Origin of the sequence: Streptomyces clavifer, assembly GCF_036345975.1 — a bacterium.
Lineage (GTDB): Bacteria > Actinomycetota > Actinomycetes > Streptomycetales > Streptomycetaceae > Streptomyces > Streptomyces clavifer.
On the sequence record NZ_CP107793.1, the window covers coordinates 3,289,277 to 3,304,710 of the forward strand.

The window sequence follows — 15,434 nt, forward strand, 5'->3', positions numbered from 1 at the left end:
TGTTTCCCGGCAGTTCACCGCTGGGCACCAGAGTGCGCGTACGTCGCCCTTGTCACACACGACACCCCGGGGAGCCACTCGTATGACCGGATCGATCGCCAGGCGCGGCCTCCTTCTCACCACCGCAGCCACCGCACTGACGCTGGGACCCGTGAGCTTCGCCGACGCCGCTCCCGGGCGGGAGGACGAGGGCGGGGAGTACAGGGAGCGGACGGTACGCGGCACGCTGCCCGCGGGGTCGCCCGACTTCGTCCACCTGCCCGTCGAGATCCCGCGCGGTGTGCGGGAGATCACGGTCTCCTACGCGTACGCGAGGACGCCGGTTCCCGCGGGCACCCAGGGCAACGCCCTCGACATCGGCATCTTCGACGAGCGCGGTACGGAGCTCGGCGGCCGGGGCTTCCGCGGCTGGTCCGGCGGGGCGCGGACGAGCTTCTTCCTCCGTACCGACGAGGCGACGCCGGGCTACCTCCCCGGCCCCCTGGGTGCCGGGACCTGGCACATCGTGCTGGGTCCGTACACGGTGGCCCCCGACGGGCTGCCGTACGAGGTGACGGTGGCCCTGCGCTTCGGCGCGTCCGCCCCCGCGCCGGAGCTCGTGTACCCCCCGGAGCGGGCCGGGGGGCGGGGCCGGGCCTGGTACCGGGGCGACTGCCACCTGCACTCCGTCCACTCCGACGGCAGGCGCACCCCGGCGGAGATCGCCGCCGCCGCGCGCGCCGCCGGGCTCGACTTCATCAACAGCAGCGAGCACAACACCCACTCCGCGCACAGCGCCTGGCAGGGGCTGTGGGGCGACGACCTGCTGATCCTGACGGGTGAGGAGGTCACCACCCGCAACGGGCACGTCGTCGCGGTCGCCACCGATCCCGGCACCTTCGTCGACTGGCGCTACCGGGCCCGGGACAACCGCTTCGGGCACTTCGCGAAGGCCGTGCGGCGGGCCGGCGGGCTGGTCGTGCCCGCGCACCCGCACGCCACCTGCATCGGGTGCCACTGGAAGTTCGGCTACGGCGAGGCGGACGCGGTGGAGGTGTGGAACGGCCCGTACACGCCGGAGGACGAGGTCGCCCTGGCCGAGTGGGACAACTCCCTCGTGGCGGCCACCCGGACGTCGAAGCCGTGGATCCCGGCCATGGGCGGCAGCGACGCCCACCGCGAGCCCGACCGGGTGGGGCTGCCGCAGACCGTCGTCCTGGCCCGGGAGCTGTCCCGGGAGGCGATCACCGACGGCATCCGGGCGGGCCGCTCGTACATCGCCGAGTCGTCCGCGGTCTCGCTCGCCCTCGGCGCCACGGGCGGGCGCGGTCTGCACGCCGGCATCGGGGAGCGGCTCCCGGCGGGCCCGGACACGCCCGTCACCGTGCGGCTGGAGGTCACCGGGGCTCCCGGGTGCACCGCGCACTTCGTCACGGACCAGGGAACGCTGCACACGTCCGCACTGCCCGCGTCGGGGACGGGCACGGTGGAATGGCGGACCACTCCGGCGAACGCCGCCTACGTGCGGGCCGAGGTCCGGCACCCGGGGTCGGTGCCGGGGCTGCCGGGCGCCCCGGCGGCCCTCACCAACCCGCTGTTCCTGGGGAGTGGGAGCGCTGGCGCGGGAGGACGGGCCGGCTGAGGAAGGCGAGCCTGGCCCGCTTCTCGGGCTTGTCCACGACGGGCCCGAGGACGAAGCCCGCCCGGACCATGCGGGCGACCGCCTTCTCGTTGTCGGCGTCGGGCTCGGCGACGACGCGCAGGTGGCCCGGATCGCTGAAGACGAAGGTGACGAGGGCGGTGAGCAGCCCGGCCGTGAAGCCCGGCAGGGCGGTGTCGCCGGGGGCCATCAGCAGATGGACCCCGAAGTCGCCGGGCCGGACGTCGTAGCACTCCCCGATCGGGTCGGTGGCCGGGTCGTACGTCTGGAAGAGGGCGACGGGGACGCCGTCGCGGAGTGCCAGGTAGCCGTGGTGCGTGGTGAGCGAGTCCAGGTGGGCGTAGATCTCCCGGACCTCGTCCCGGCTCGCCCCGTGCATGCCCCAGAAGCGGGCGCGCTCCTCGCCGACCCAGCCGTGGATCAGGGCGGCGTCCGCCTCGGGGTCGATCGGGACGAGGCGGACGGTGCCGAAGCCGTCGACCTCCTGCTCGTGGACGGGGGTCCTCAGGGCGGGCATCGGTGTCGTCGTCTCCTCGGATCGGTGCAGCAGCGCCCAGTCGGTGACCACGGGGACGAGCTCGCCCCGTAGCCACAGGGGCAGCTGGTCGTGGTGGTGGGTGTCGGACGGGACGCCCGAGGCGCCGAACGGGACCACCCACAGGCTGTCCTCGCGCCGTGCAAGGTCCCAGACGAAGCGGGCGGCGGGGCCGCGGGCGCAGAGGTCGGTGACACCGGGGACGCCGGAGGTGGAGAGCACGCAGTCGTGGTCACCGGCCAGGCCCGGCCGGACCTCCCCGGTGTCCGGCAGCGCCCGCCAGGGCGCGAGGCGGTGCACCTCGCCCCAGGGGCGGGGCGGATCCCCGGCGTACCGCGGGGCGACGGTGGCGACGGCCCCGGCCACGGCCGCCAGCCGGTCCTCGTACGGCAGGAAGGCGCCGGTGAGCAGGTGCTCCAGCGCGTAGCCGATCCTGGGCACGGCGGCCAGCCAGGGCGCGAACAGCGCCGGGTGGGCGGGGGACCGTGCCGGGTCGGCCGCACCGGTCAGCGGGGCCAGGGCGGGGTGGGCCGCGAGCCGGTGGACGACCTCGGTGCGCAGCGCGGAGTAGAGCGTGGCGTCGGTGCTGTCGGCCGCCATGTGCCGGTCCCAGTGGAGCAGCCGGTCGCGGAGCCGTACGGCGTCGGGGGCGTCGGGCCGGACCTCCGCCAGGAGGTCCATGAGCGGGCCGGCGGAGGCGAGCCGGGTGTCGGTGTGGATGTCTGCCATGCCCTTGACCGTCCAGTCCTCGCCCCGGTCCAGGAGCTCCCGTATCCGCTCCGCCCGGTGCGGGGGCGCGAATTCGACGCCGAGCGGGGCGGCGAGGCCCCGGGCATTGGCCATCACGGCGGTTCCGTCGACGACGGCACGCGGCATGGGCGCGGGCCGGTCCCTCCAGGCGTACGCCGGGTCGTGGGCGGGTACGACGCGCAGGCTGTTGGTCCGCGGGCGCGACGGCACGTGCCCGGCGACCCGGTGCAGGGTGGCGCCCGTGGTGTCGGCGGCGAGCACGACGTTGACGGGTTCAACCCACCGGTCGAGCGCGGTGTCGAGGTCGGCGACGGTCCGGGCCCGGAGCAGCGCGGGCAGGGCGTCGAAGCCGAGGTCGCCGGTGACGCGGGGCGGATGGCGGAGGCTGATCGCCCCCTCGTAGGGCCCGATCGCCCCCTCGTAGGGCCCGATCGCCCCCTCGTAGGGCCCGATCGCCCCCTCGTAGGGCCCGATCGCCTCCTCGTGGGGCTCGGGGGAACCGGGGTCCGGACCGCCGATGATCACCGGGCCGCGGGCCGTCTCGACGGTCTCGACCGTCACCGGATCGCCGCCCGCGACCTCGATCGTCACGGTGCGGACGTCGGCGCGCTCCCAGCCGCCGGGGCCGAGCGCCTCGACGCCCTCCCCGTCCGCGGTGCGCCGCAGCCGCTCCCGGTAGAGGTCCTGGTAGTCCGCCATGGCGTTGGTGATCGCCCAGGCCACGCCGCCCGTGTGGCCGAAGTGGGCCAGGCCCGGGACGCCGGGGACGGCGAGCCCGACCACGTCGAACTCGGGGCAGGCGAGGCGGATCTGCTGGTAGACGCCCGGGTCCTCGATGAAGCGGTGCGGGTCGCCCGCGACCAGGGCGGCGCCCGTGCGGGTGCGGTCGGCGGTGAGCAGCCAGCCGTTGCTCCCGGAGGTGCCGGGGCCGTCGGTGGCGAAGAGGGTGACCGCGTCGTCGCCGAGCCTGCGGGCGACCTCCTCGCGCCAGAGCTTGGTGGGGAAGCCTGCGAACAGGATGTGGACGGAGAGCCAGACGCCGAGCGGGGTCCAGGGTTCCCAGACCCCCGGGGTCAGGCCGGCCGTGGTGAATTCCGGTGCGCGGCGGGCCCCTTCGGCGAGCCCGGCGTTGACTCCGCCGACGTACGAGGTGACCCAGGCGGCGGTCTCCGGTTCGAGGCGGGCGAAGCACCGCCGGGCCGTGTCGGCGAGCCGGGCCTGTCGGGCGAAGCGGTCCCAGCCGAGGGCCTCCGGGCCCAGGAACGCGGCCGTGGTGCCCTGCACCCGGTGGCGCTCCACCTCGATCTGCCACGCGCGGTCCCCGGCCGCGGCGAAACCCTGCGCGTGGGCGAGCGCGTCGGCGCTGCCCGCCCGCAGATGAGGGATCCCCCAGTCGTCCCTGAAGACGTCGAAGCCGGGCCCTGCGGCCATCGTTCCCCACTCCCGAACCGTTGTTTTCCAGCCACCCCCATGACTCAGGAATTTAGGTTAGCCTAACCTCAATAATCTCTAGGGTCGGGGGAGGCACAGTTATGGGTCACGGCTGGGAGGGCGTTGTCCTCAAGCTCATGCGGGGACGGGACTTCACGTTCACCGTGACCGGGGTCGAGCAGGTCACCGAGGACTTCCGGCGGGTGCGGGTGACCGACGGCGGGCTCCTCGCCGCGACCGGCGGCGCGCATCCGACGATGTGGGTCAGGATCTGGTTCGAGCAGGCCGGCAAGCCCCACCAGCGCGCCTATACCCTGGTCGACCCCGACCCGGCCACCGGGGCGTTCTGTCTGGAATTCGCCCTCCATGACGGGGCGGCGAGCGACTGGGCCCGCACGGCGCAGCCCGGCGACACGATCGACGCGACGCTCCAGGGAACCGGCTTCACGCTGCCCGAACCCGCACCCGGGCGGCTCTTCGTGATCGGTGACCCGGCCTCGCTGCCCGCGATCAACTCCCTGCTGGACGCGGTCCCCGGGGTCCCTGCGACGATCTGGTTCGAGACGGCGCACGCCTCGGACGAGGACCTCCCGTTCCGCCTGGACCCGGCGCACCACACGCTGCACAAGGTCCCGCGCCGGGACGGGGGCGCGCATCTGGTCGCCGAGGTGAAGGCCGCCCTGCCGGAGCTGCTCGGGGCCGGCGCCCCGGACGCGTACGTCTGGATCGCCTGCGACACGGCGACGACCCGGACCCTGGGCACGTACGCCCGCAAGGAGCTGGCCGTCCCCAAGGACCGGGTGAACGCACTGGGCTACTGGCGCGCGGGCTGACGGCCCCCGCGGAGAGCCGGCGGGGCCCCGCCCGAGAGTGCCGCAGATCGCGCCTCACCAGGAGACCCGCGGAACAGCGGGGCGGCCCGGCCGGGCCGCCCCCGCTCGTCGCCGCCGCTACTTGCGGTAGATCTCCTCGATCGCGGCGTCGAAGTCCCGCGCGATCGCGTCCCGCTTCAGCTTCAGGGAGGGGGTCAGATGCCCGCTCTCCTCGGTGAACTCCACCGGCAGGACGGTGAACTTGCGGATGGACTCGGCGCGCGAGACCAGCCGGTTGGCCTCGTCGACCGCGCGCTGCAGTGCCGTACGGAGCTCCTCGTCGTCGACGAGCTCACGCAGCGGCACGTTCTCCTTCTTCCGCATCCGGCGCCAGTGCGCGAGGCCGTCCGGCTCCAGGGTGATCAGGGCGCTGACGAACGAGCGGTTGTCGCCGACCACCATGCACTGGCCGACCAGCGGGTGGGCCCGCAGCCAGTCCTCCAGCGGCGCCGGGGTGACGTTCTTGCCGCCGGACGTGATGATGATGTCCTTCTTGCGGCCGGTGATCGTGAGGTAGCCGTCCTCGTCCAGCGCGCCGAGGTCTCCGGTGGGGAACCAGCGGTCCTCCTCCAGGTACGGGACGGCCTTGCCGTGCTCGGTGTCCCAGTACCCCTGGAAGACCTGCCCCCCGCCGAGCAGGACCTCCCCGTCGTCGGCGATCCGCACGGAGGTGCCCGGCAGGGGCCAGCCCACCGTGCCCAGGCGGGGCTTGAGGGGCGGGGTGACCGTGGCGGCGGCCGTGGTCTCCGTCAGCCCGTAGCCCTCGAAGATCTGGATGCCCGCGCCCGCGTAGAAGGCGGCGAGCCGGTGCCCCAGCGGCGAGCCGCCGCAGATCGCGTACCGGACGCGCCCGCCCAGCGCGGCCCGGATGCGCCGGTAGACCAGCGGGTCGTAGAGGGCACGGGCGGCGCGCAGCCCGAGGCCGGGACCGGGTCCGGTGCCGTGCTGCTCCGCCTCGACCGCCTCGCCGTAGCGCTGCGCGATCCGGGCCGCCCGGTCGAAGGACGAGGCGCGGCCCAGGTTCTCGGCGGTGGCCCGGCCGGTGTTGTAGACCTTCTCCAGGACGTACGGGATCGCCAGCAGGAACGACGGCCTGAAGCCCGCCAGGTCCGCCAGCAGGTCCTCCGTCCGGATGGACGGCGCGTGCCCGAGCCTCACCCGGGCCCGCATGCAGCCGATCGCGACCATCCGGCCGAAGACGTGCGACAGGGGGAGGAAGAGCAGCGTGGACGCGGGGTACGTGGAGACCGACTTGAAGACCGGGTGGAGCAGCTCGATGGCGTTGTCGACCTCGGCGAAGAAGTTCCCGTGGCTCAGGACGCAGCCCTTGGGGCGGCCTGTGGTGCCCGAGGTGTAGATGAGGGTCGCGGGGCTGTGCGGCTCCAGAGTGGCTCGGCGGGCGGCGACGACCGCGTCGGGCACCTGCCGGCCCAGCTTCTTCAGCCGGCCGACGGCACCGGTGTCGAACTGCCAGAGGTGGGTGAGGTCGCCGAGCTGCTGGCGCTCCTGGCTGATCAGCCGGCCCTGCTCCGTCGTCTCCACGGCGCAGGCGACGGCCCCCGAGTCCTGGAGGATCCAGCGGGCCTGGAAGGCCGACGAGGTCGGGTAGATCGGTACGGTCACCAGCCCGGCCGCCCAGGAGGCGAAGTCGAGCAGCGTCCACTCGTAGGTCGTACGGGCCATGATCGCGACCCGGTCACCGGTCTGGAGGCCTTCCGCGATCAGGCCCTTGGCGACGGCCCGGACCTCGTCGGCGAAGTCGGCCGCGGTCACGTCCTGCCAGCTGCCGTCGGCCTGCTTGCGGCTGAGGACGGCCTCCTCCGGGGCCTCGGCGGCGTTGTCGAAGGGGATCTCGGCGAGTGATCCGCGCCGGACCGTCGGCGCGAACAGGGGTACGGAGACCTCCCGTACCGTGCCGTCGGCCGCCCTGACCTTGGTCGGCTCGACCAGGACGGGCAGGGTGGGCGTGGCGGGTACGGCGGCAGAGGCGGGCGTGGACACGAGCGGCTCCTCGACTCGGGGGCCGGCGCCGGGACCGTCCCTGGGGTCCGGCGCCGCTAAGGGCTTCTGGGTGCGGGGGGTCGTACACGTGCGTTCTTCGGGGTGTCTCGGGGTCAGGGGCGCTCCAGGACGGCCGTGACCCCCTGGCCGCCCGCGGCACAGACCGAGATCAGCCCCCGGCCGGGGGCGCCCCTCTCCGCGAGGAGCCCGGCCAGGGTCGCCACGATCCGGGCTCCGGTCGCGGCGAACGGATGGCCCGTGGCGAGCGACGATCCGGCCACGTTCAGCTTGTCCCGGTCGACGGGGGCCAGGCCCTGCTCCTCCCAGGAGGCCAGCGTGGCGAGCACCTGGGAGGCGAAGGCCTCGTGGATCTCGAAGAGGTCGAAGTCCTCGATGGTGAGCCCGGCACGCTCCAGCATGCGCGGGACGGCGTACGCGGGCGCCATCAGCAGGCCGTCCCCGCCGTCCACGTAGTCCACGGCCGCCGTCTCGTACAGCGACAGGTAGGCGAGCGGCTCCAGGCCGTGCGCGCGTGCCCACTCCTCACTCGCCAGCAGCACGGTGGCCGCTCCGTCGGTCAGCGGGGTCGAATTGCCCGCCGTCATCGTCGCGTCGGGGTGGCCGGCGCCGAACACCGGCTTCAGGGTGGCGAGTTTCTCCACCGTGGAGCCGGGGCGCAGATTCTGGTCGCGGTCCAGGCCGAGGTAGGGGACGACGAGATCGTCCAGGAAGCCCCGCTCGTAGGCGGCGGCGAGCCGCTGGTGACTGGTGGCCGCCAGCAGGTCCTGGTCCGCGCGGGAGACGCCCCACTTCCGGGCGGTGACCGCGGCGTGCTCGCCCATCGAGAGGCCGGTGCGGGGCTCGGAGTTGCGCGGGATGTCCGGGACGAGGTGGCGGGGGCGCACACCCGCCAGCGCCTTGAGCCGGCCGCCCGCGGACTTCGCGCGGCGTGCGTCGAGCAGGATCCTGCGCAGCTGGTCGTTGACGCCGAGCGGCGCGTCGCTGGTGGTGTCCGCGCCGCCCGCGATCGCCGAGTCGACGGCGCCGAGCATGATCTTGTTGGCGGCTGCGACGACGGCCTGCAGTCCGGTGCCGCACGCCTGCTGGATGTCGTACGCCGGGGTGCGCGGGTCGAGGGCGGAGCCAAGGACGGTCTCGCGGGCGAGGTTGAAGTCCCGGCTGTGCTTGAGGACCGCGCCGGCGACGAACTCGCCCACCTGCCGGCCGCCCAGGCCGAACCGCTCGACGAGCCCGTCCAGCGCGGCGGTGAGCATCTCCTGGTTGGAGGCCCGGGCGTACGGGCCGTCGGACCGCGCGAACGGGATGCGGCTGCCGCCCAGGACGGCGACGCGCCGGGGCTGCGGTAGTCCGAGGGGGATCAACTCGACCAACTCATCTCGACCAGCTCCTGACTCTTGAGTAACCTTACTCAAGAGTAAATCTACGATGAGCAGGGAGTCAGGACAATGGCCGACCGCTATCTGCACCTCACCGGCACAGCACCCGGCCGCTTTCTGACCCGCAGGCTCGGGCTGCCGCAGCCCGTGCGACTGCGCCGCTGGACGGTGGGCACACCTACCCTCGAAGGGCCGTTGCTGCACCTCACGGCAGGTCGGTCGGCCCTGGGGGGCACGCTCGCCCCGGTCCTCGCGGCGACCGGCCTGAAGGTCACCGAGCACGCCGAACGCCCTGCGGGCATCGTCGTGGATGCGACCGGAATCACCACGGCCGCCGGCCTGGGCGACGTGCACGCCGCGCTCCACCCCGTCGTGCGGTCCCTGTCGACCGGCGGCCGGGTCGTCGTCCTCGGCACACCGCCGTCCCCCGACGACCACCACCAGGCGGCCGCCCAGCAGGCACTCGAAGGATTCGTACGCTCGCTCGGCAAGGAGATCGGCAGGGGCGCCACCGTGCAACTGCTGCGCATCGCCCCGGGTGCCGCCGCCTCGGCCGAGTCCACTCTCCGCTTCCTGCTGTCGCCCCGGTCCGCGTACGTCAGCGGCCAGGTCATCGAGCTCACCGCCGCCGCCCCCGGTCCGGTGGACGACTGGGTGGTACCGCTGGCCGGGCGCACCGCGCTGGTCACGGGTGCGGCACGCGGCATCGGCGCGTCCGTCGCCTCCGTACTGGCGCGGGACGGGGCCCGCGTGATCTGTCTGGACGTCCCGCAGGCCGAGGAGGAGCTGATCCGCACCGCCGACCGGCTCGGCGCCACCGCGCTGCCGCTGGACATCACCGCCCCCGACGCCGCCGCCCGGATCGCCGGGGCCGCCCCCGAGGGCCTCGACGTCCTCGTCCACAACGCGGGCATCACCCGGGACCGGCGCCTCGCCAACATGCCCGCCGAGCGCTGGGCATCGGTCGTCGAGGTCAACCTGGACAGCGTCCTGCGCACCACGGACGCGCTCCTCGACGCGGGCACCGTCAACCGCGGGGGCCGGATCGTCGCCACCGCGTCCATCGCGGGGATCGCCGGCAACAACGGCCAGACCAACTACGCGGCCAGCAAGGCGGGCATCATCGGCCTGGTCCGCTCGCTCGCCCCGCGCGCCGCCGCCGAGCACGACGTCACCGTCAACGCGGTCGCGCCCGGCTTCATCGAGACGAAGATGACCGCCGCCGTACCGCTCCTCATCCGGGAGGCCGGCCGCCGCATGAACTCGCTGTCCCAGGGCGGACTCCCGATCGATGTGGCCGAGACCACCGCCTGGTTCGCCCAGCCCGCGTCGAGTGCCGTCAACGGCCAGGTCGTGCGGGTCTGCGGCCAGAGCCTGCTGGGGGCCTGAAGCCATGACCGGACTGAGCACGTCCCTCGTACGCGGAGCCGTCACCTCGCCGTTCAAGCGTCCGGGGCGCTCCCGCGCGACGCTGCCCGGCACGCGCGAGGTGCTCCCACCCGCGCGCGTCGCTCCCGGCCCTCTCGCCGCGTACAGCAGGATCTGCGGTTTCGCGGAGTCGGGCGCACTGCCGCTGACCTACCCGCACGTGCTGGGCTTCCCGCCGGCCATGCGGCTGATGACGGCCCGCGACTTCCCGCTGCCGGTACTGGGCCTGGTCCACACCTGGATCGAGATCACCGCGCACCGCGCCCTGTACCCCGCGCACGCGCTCGAACTCACCGTGTACGCCGCCGAGCTGACACCCCATCGCCGGGGTACCTCGGTCACCGTGGTGACCGAGGCGCGGCTGGCCGGGGAGCTGGTCTGGGAGTCCCGCAGCGGCTACCTGTCCCGCCACGCGACCGCCGGGGCACCGTCAACCACCCCTCCCGGCCCGGTGGCTCCGGCGGACCTCCCCGCCGTCGCGGAGTGGCGGCTGCCGGGCGACCTCGGGCGGCGGTACGGGGCCGCTTCGGGCGACCGGAACCCCATCCACCTGCACCCCCTGGCCGCCCGGCTGTTCGGCTTCCCCCGGCACATCGCCCACGGCATGTGGACCGTCGCCCGCTGCCTCGCGGAAGCCGAAGCGAGAGGCCGAGCCGGGGCAACGGGAGGGTCCGGCGGCCGGATCCGGTCCGTCCGGGCCGACTTCCGGGCCCCCGTCCTGCTGCCGGCCACCGTCACGTACGCCGCGGCGGGATCCGCGTTCGAGGTGCGCGGCACCGGCCGCGTCCACCTCACCGGCAGCGTGACCCGGGAGGCGGACTGACACCGGCCACGCCCTCCTCGGGACACTGCCCGCAGCCCGGGCCCCCGGCCGGGTCACTCCCCCCGGGACTGCCAGCTACGGCCGTGCATGAGGTTCTCCAGGCCCGCCCAGGAGAAGTTCATCAAGGTGCCCGCCGCCTCCTTGGCCGAGACGCCCGGAGTGACGTTGGCCCACCCGGCGAGCGCCTCCGCGGCACCCACGAGCGCCTGCGCGAGCCCGGCCACATCCCGGTCGGGCAGCGCGGGGTCGTGGTGCGCCTCACGTGCCGCCGCCCCGATCAGACCCGTCACGAAAGCAACGATCTCCTCCCGCAGCACCGCGACCTCGCTGACGAACGGCTCCCCCTGGGAGGGCGCCTGCTGGTGCAGCACAGCCCACCCGTCCGGATTCTCCGCGGTGTGCGTGAAGAACGCCCGCAGCCCGGCCCACAGTTGCCGGTCGGCCGGCAGCCCCGGCTCCACCGCTGCCTGCACCGCCTCCACCAGGGACTTCGCCTCACGGCGGATGCACGCGGTGAAGAGTTCTTCCTTGGAATTCAGATACAGATAGACCAACGGCTTGGAGACCCCGGCCGACTCGGCGATCTCGTCCATCGAAGCGGCGCGGTACCCGCGCTGCCCGAAGGTCCGTACCGCCGCGTCCATCATCTGCTGCTCGCGCACCGCACGCGGCATCCGTTTGCTCTTCACTGCACTCATGTCGGACTCCCCTCCCGCCCCCACTGCCCTGCTCCCCGGCAAGAGTACGGCGCGGGTTCCGCCCCCACCGTACGGAAGGGGCGCGGCCCGGCCACGATGACCGGTAGTCGTCCACCGGTCCTCACCCGAGGGCGCCCTGTCCACCTCAGGTCCCCCACGGGATCACACCTGGGTCCGATGCCTCCGCCCGATTCCCCCGCCTAGTGTCCCGGGTATGACGATCAGACTCCGCACACGAACGGCCGTCATCACCCTCACCACCCTGACCCTGCTGGCCACGCCCACCGTCACCGCCCACGCCCTGCCCGGTCCCCCGGCCACCCCCGCCGCCGCGCTCGAACTGCCCCGCCCGACCGGCCCGTACGCGGTCGGGGCCGAGGTCCTGCACCTCACCGACCACACCCGCACCGATCCCTGGGTCCCCGCCTCCGGGGACCGCGAGCTGATGGTCTCGATGCACTACCCGGCCCGGCCCGGCGGCGGAAGCGGCCCCGCCCCGTACATGAGCGCCGAGGAGGCCCGGCTGTTACTGGCGCACCGGGGGCTGGACGGCATCGTGCCGGCCGGCGTCGTCAGCTCCACATCCACCCACGCCCGTACGGACGCCCACGCCGCCCGGGGCCGGTTCCCGCTGGTGCTGCTCTCCCCCGGCTTCGGCACCCCCCGCACCACGCTGACCTCCCTCGCGGAGGACCTCGCGAGCCGCGGCTTCGTCGTGGCGAGCGTCGATCACGCCTACGAGTCCACCGGGACCGCCTTCCCCGGCGGGCGGATGCTCACGTGCGCGGCCTGTGACGCCGCCGAGGCGGCACCGGACGAGGCGGCCGAGCGGGACGTGCTGAAGGCCGTCTCCACCGGACGGGCCGACGACCTCACCTTCGTGCTCGACCGGCTGACCGGCCCCCGCCCCGCCTGGGAGAGGTCCCGCATGATCGACCGGCGCCGGGTCGCCGCCGCGGGCCATTCGATCGGCGGCAGCGCTGCGGCCTCCACGATGCTCGCCGACTCGCGCGTCGACGCGGGGATCAACATGGACGGCACCTTCTTCGATCCCGTTCCCCGCTCGGGCATCGGCGCCCGCCCGTTCCTGATGCTCGGCACCGACGCGGGCCACAGCCCCGGAAGCGCGGACGGCTCCTGGGACGAGGGCTGGCAGCACCTGGACGGCTGGAAGCGCTGGCTGACCGTCAAGGACTCCGGCCACTTCACCTTCACGGACATCCCGGAACTCGGTGAACAGCTCGGCCTGCCGGTCGATCCCGCGGCCACGCTCTCCGGCGACCGCTCGACGCGGATCACCCGGGACTATGTGGCGGCCTTCCTCGACCTGCACCTGCGGGGCCGGGAGCAGCCACTCCTCGACGGCCCGGCGCCGAACCACCCCGAGGTCGTCCTCCAGCACCGCTGACCGCCCGGCGGACACAGGAGTGTCCCGGCACCGTGCGGCGCCGGGACGCCTCCGAGCAGAACCGGAGGCAGCGGGTACGCCCCTCAGAGCTTGCGCAGGGGCGCGTACCGCAGGAGCAGTCGTTTCCGTCCGGCCTCGTCGAAGTCGACGGTCGCCTTCGCCGACTCCCCGCTCCCCGACACCGAACTCACCGTGCCCCTTCCGAAACTCTCGTGGTCGACCTCGTCCCCGACCGCGACCTTCACCACGCGCATGAGGATCTCCTCCTTCCTTCCTGCTACGGGAGGAATCCTCCACCACCGCCGTACGCAACGTGCCCCGCACCCCGGACGGGGTGCGGGGCACGTTGCGTACGGCCTGGTGACGTCACACGGCGACGGGCACGCGCGACGGCTTCGCGTCCTCGACCTCGACCTCGGCCGAGTCGACCGGGGAGGACGACGCCGAGTTGTAGGCGTCGTGGTCGAGGATCTTCTCGCGGGCCGCGACGATCACCGGGACGAGGGCCTGTCCCGCAACGTTCGTGGCGGTGCGCATCATGTCCAGGATCGGGTCGATGGCGAGGAGCAGGCCCACGCCCTCCAGCGGGAGGCCCAGCGTCGAGAGGGTGAGGGTCAGCATGACCGTGGCGCCGGTGAGACCGGCGGTGGCCGCCGAACCGATCACCGAGACGAAGGCGATCAGGATGTAGTCACCGATGCCCAGCTGGACGTCGAAGATCTGCGCGATGAAGATCGCCGCCAGCGCCGGGTAGATCGCGGCGCAGCCGTCCATCTTCGTCGTGGCGCCGAACGGCACGGCGAACGAGGCGTACTCCTTCGGAACGCCGAGGCGCTCGGTGACCTTCTGGGTGACCGGCATTGTGCCGACCGAGGAGCGGGAGACGAAGGCGAGCTGAATCGCGGGCCAGGCGCCCTTGAAGAACTGCAGCGGGCTGACCTTCGCGACGGTGGCGAGCAGCAGCGGGTAGACGCCGAACATCACCAGGGCGCAGCCGATGTAGACGTCGGCGGTGAAGGTGGCGTACTTGCCGATCAGGTCCCAGCCGTACGAGGCGATCGCGTAGCCGATGAGACCGACGGTGCCGAGCGGGGCGAGGCGGATGACCCACCACAGGGCCTTCTGGAGGAGCTCCAGGATCGACTCGCTGAGTGCGAGGATCGGCTTGGCCTTCTCACCGAGCTGGAGCGCGGCGATACCGGCGACGGCCGCCATGAAGACGATCTGCAGGACGTTCAGCTCGGTGAACGGTGTGATGACGTCCGTCGGGATGATGCCGGTGAGGAAGTCGATCCAGGAGCCGGCGTTCTCGGGCTTGGCGCCGTCCTTCGGCGTGAGGCCGGTGCCTGCGCCCGGGTTGGTGAGCAGACCGATCGTGAGGCCGATGGCCACGGCGATCAGCGAGGTGATCATGAACCAGAGCAAGGTGCGGGTGGCCAGCCTGGCGGCGTTGTTGACCTTGCGCAGGTTGGTGATCGACACCAGGATCGCGAAGAAGACGAGGGGCGCGACGGCCAGCTTGAGCAGCTGGACGAAGATGCTGCCGACCTTGTCGAGCGTGGTGACGAGCCAGCTGACGTCCTGACTGCGGGCGAGCCAGCCGAGCAGGACACCGAGGACCAGACCGGCGACGATCTGGATCCAGAACGGAACGCTGGGTATGCGGAAACCGGAGCCGGACGGCTTACCGGCGTCGGTCGCGGTGGGGGGCGCGGAATTCGCGGACACGGACACACTCCAGATGTGACGCATCGGGACGTACGAGAACAGACGTACGGACGTGCGGTCGAACGGGGACGGGGGTGCGGCGCCCGCGTCAGGGGCGGCGCCGCTGCATGATGCCGGTTCAGACGTTGCGGCAACAGACCGCGGACATACAGCGGCAGAGATCGACATGCAGGCGCGCCACGAGCGGGACGCTCATGGTGTGGCGGGGGCGCACTGCTGCGTTCATGTCGAACACGTTAACACTTGAACTTTGAGAACCTCAAAGCTCCGCTTTGATCGACGGGCGGCCGGAGACGGTCGCAGGACATTCTGCGGGGAGCCCGGAAACGCCGAAACCCCGGTACGGGAGCGATGCTCCGGCCCGGGGTCTTCGTGCGTACGGGGTACGGGGTGTGAGGAACCTTACGTGGCCCCTACGGGGCAACGCTGTCCTCACGGGTGCGGTTCGCGTCGAGCCGGGCCTTGGTCCGGTCGACCGAGGAGATGAGCTGCTCGGACATCTCGTCGCGCTGCTTGCGCAGCAGGATGAAGCTGAGCGGCGCGGAGAGCAGCAGGCCGAGCAGGATGACCCAGACGGCGTTGGAGCCACCGACCCCGGAGGGCAGGACACCGAAGTGGACCGCGACGCCGGCGACGAAGAAGCAGCCGACGAAAATCAGCAGGCGCATCGCGGTGTACCGGATCGTTGCGCTGGGCTTGGCAGCGGACACGGCTGGCCTTCTCT

12 protein-coding genes are annotated in these 15,434 nt (G+C 73.0%); 5 read left to right on the forward strand and 7 right to left on the reverse strand.

What is annotated here, in order from left to right; genetic code table 11:
* The first annotated feature begins 82 nt into the window (after positions 1–82).
* Positions 83–1,621 carry a CehA/McbA family metallohydrolase gene (locus tag OG927_RS14105; protein ID WP_330320254.1) on the forward strand — a complete coding sequence of 513 codons (1,539 nt, stop codon included), beginning with the start codon at positions 83–85 and terminating at the stop codon, positions 1,619–1,621.
* Here OG927_RS14105 and OG927_RS14110 read toward each other — a convergent pair.
* Positions 1,563–4,355, reverse strand: a complete 2,793-nt coding sequence (locus OG927_RS14110; RefSeq protein ID WP_330320255.1) for a GNAT family N-acetyltransferase — start codon at positions 4,353–4,355, stop codon at positions 1,563–1,565. The genes OG927_RS14105 and OG927_RS14110 overlap by 59 nt on opposite strands.
* Before the next feature lie 101 nt (positions 4,356–4,456).
* On the opposite strand from OG927_RS14110, the gene OG927_RS14115 reads away from it, so the two are divergent.
* The gene (locus OG927_RS14115) at positions 4,457–5,188 is read left to right on the forward strand and encodes a siderophore-interacting protein (RefSeq protein ID WP_056799453.1); all 732 of its coding nucleotides are present in this window, start codon (positions 4,457–4,459) and stop codon (positions 5,186–5,188) included.
* Between the two features lie 117 nt (positions 5,189–5,305).
* On the opposite strand, the gene OG927_RS14120 is transcribed toward OG927_RS14115, so the two are convergent.
* Both OG927_RS14120 and OG927_RS14125 read right to left on the reverse strand, forming a co-directional pair.
* On the reverse strand, positions 5,306–7,228 hold the full coding sequence (locus tag OG927_RS14120; protein ID WP_330320256.1) for an AMP-dependent synthetase/ligase: 1,923 nt from the start codon (positions 7,226–7,228) through the stop codon (positions 5,306–5,308).
* A gap of 113 nt (positions 7,229–7,341) precedes the next feature.
* Positions 7,342–8,619, reverse strand: coding sequence for an acetyl-CoA C-acetyltransferase (locus tag OG927_RS14125; protein WP_056799458.1), 1,278 nt, complete (start codon positions 8,617–8,619; stop codon positions 7,342–7,344).
* Positions 8,620–8,694: 75 nt separating this feature from the next.
* Between OG927_RS14125 and OG927_RS14130 the strand changes: the two genes are divergently transcribed.
* A complete protein-coding gene (locus OG927_RS14130; RefSeq protein ID WP_330320257.1) occupies positions 8,695–10,014 on the forward strand; it encodes a 3-oxoacyl-ACP reductase in 1,320 nt (439 codons plus the stop codon).
* Positions 10,015–10,018: 4 nt separating this feature from the next.
* Complete coding sequence (locus OG927_RS14135; protein ID WP_330320258.1) at positions 10,019–10,876, forward strand: MaoC family dehydratase; 858 nt, start codon at positions 10,019–10,021, stop codon at positions 10,874–10,876.
* A gap of 53 nt (positions 10,877–10,929) precedes the next feature.
* Here OG927_RS14135 and OG927_RS14140 read toward each other — a convergent pair whose 3' ends face one another.
* Positions 10,930–11,574 carry a TetR/AcrR family transcriptional regulator gene (locus tag OG927_RS14140; RefSeq protein WP_199862731.1) on the reverse strand — a complete coding sequence of 215 codons (645 nt, stop codon included), beginning with the start codon at positions 11,572–11,574 and terminating at the stop codon, positions 10,930–10,932.
* A 214-nt stretch (positions 11,575–11,788) separates the two neighbouring features.
* On the opposite strand from OG927_RS14140, the gene OG927_RS14145 reads away from it, so the two are divergent.
* A complete protein-coding gene (locus OG927_RS14145) occupies positions 11,789–12,982 on the forward strand; it encodes an alpha/beta hydrolase family protein (RefSeq protein WP_330320259.1) in 1,194 nt (397 codons plus the stop codon).
* A gap of 83 nt (positions 12,983–13,065) precedes the next feature.
* Here OG927_RS14145 and OG927_RS14150 read toward each other — a convergent pair whose 3' ends face one another.
* From OG927_RS14150 to OG927_RS14160, 3 genes are all read right to left on the reverse strand, one after another.
* Positions 13,066–13,236 (reverse strand): hypothetical protein, encoded by a 171-nt coding sequence (locus OG927_RS14150; protein ID WP_157862860.1) that lies wholly within the window; start codon positions 13,234–13,236, stop codon positions 13,066–13,068.
* A 112-nt stretch (positions 13,237–13,348) separates the two neighbouring features.
* The gene (locus tag OG927_RS14155; protein ID WP_056799467.1) at positions 13,349–14,710 is read right to left on the reverse strand and encodes a dicarboxylate/amino acid:cation symporter; all 1,362 of its coding nucleotides are present in this window, start codon (positions 14,708–14,710) and stop codon (positions 13,349–13,351) included.
* Positions 14,711–15,123: 413 nt separating this feature from the next.
* Complete coding sequence (locus tag OG927_RS14160; protein ID WP_056799470.1) at positions 15,124–15,420, reverse strand: DUF4229 domain-containing protein; 297 nt, start codon at positions 15,418–15,420, stop codon at positions 15,124–15,126.
* Positions 15,421–15,434: the final 14 nt, after the last annotated feature.

Excerpts from the sequence above, each read along its gene's own strand:
- OG927_RS14105 (WP_330320254.1), top strand. The coding sequence starts at position 83 with ATGACCGGATCGATCGCCAGGCGCGGCCTCCTTCTCACCACCGCAGCC.
- OG927_RS14110 (WP_330320255.1), bottom strand. The coding sequence starts at position 4,355 with ATGGCCGCAGGGCCCGGCTTCGACGTCTTCAGGGACGACTGGGGGATC.
- OG927_RS14115 (WP_056799453.1), top strand. The coding sequence starts at position 4,457 with ATGGGTCACGGCTGGGAGGGCGTTGTCCTCAAGCTCATGCGGGGACGG.
- OG927_RS14130 (WP_330320257.1), top strand. The coding sequence starts at position 8,695 with ATGGCCGACCGCTATCTGCACCTCACCGGCACAGCACCCGGCCGCTTT.
- OG927_RS14135 (WP_330320258.1), top strand. The coding sequence starts at position 10,019 with ATGACCGGACTGAGCACGTCCCTCGTACGCGGAGCCGTCACCTCGCCG.
- OG927_RS14140 (WP_199862731.1), bottom strand. The coding sequence starts at position 11,574 with ATGAGTGCAGTGAAGAGCAAACGGATGCCGCGTGCGGTGCGCGAGCAG.
- OG927_RS14145 (WP_330320259.1), top strand. The coding sequence starts at position 11,789 with ATGACGATCAGACTCCGCACACGAACGGCCGTCATCACCCTCACCACC.
- OG927_RS14150 (WP_157862860.1), bottom strand. The coding sequence starts at position 13,236 with ATGCGCGTGGTGAAGGTCGCGGTCGGGGACGAGGTCGACCACGAGAGT.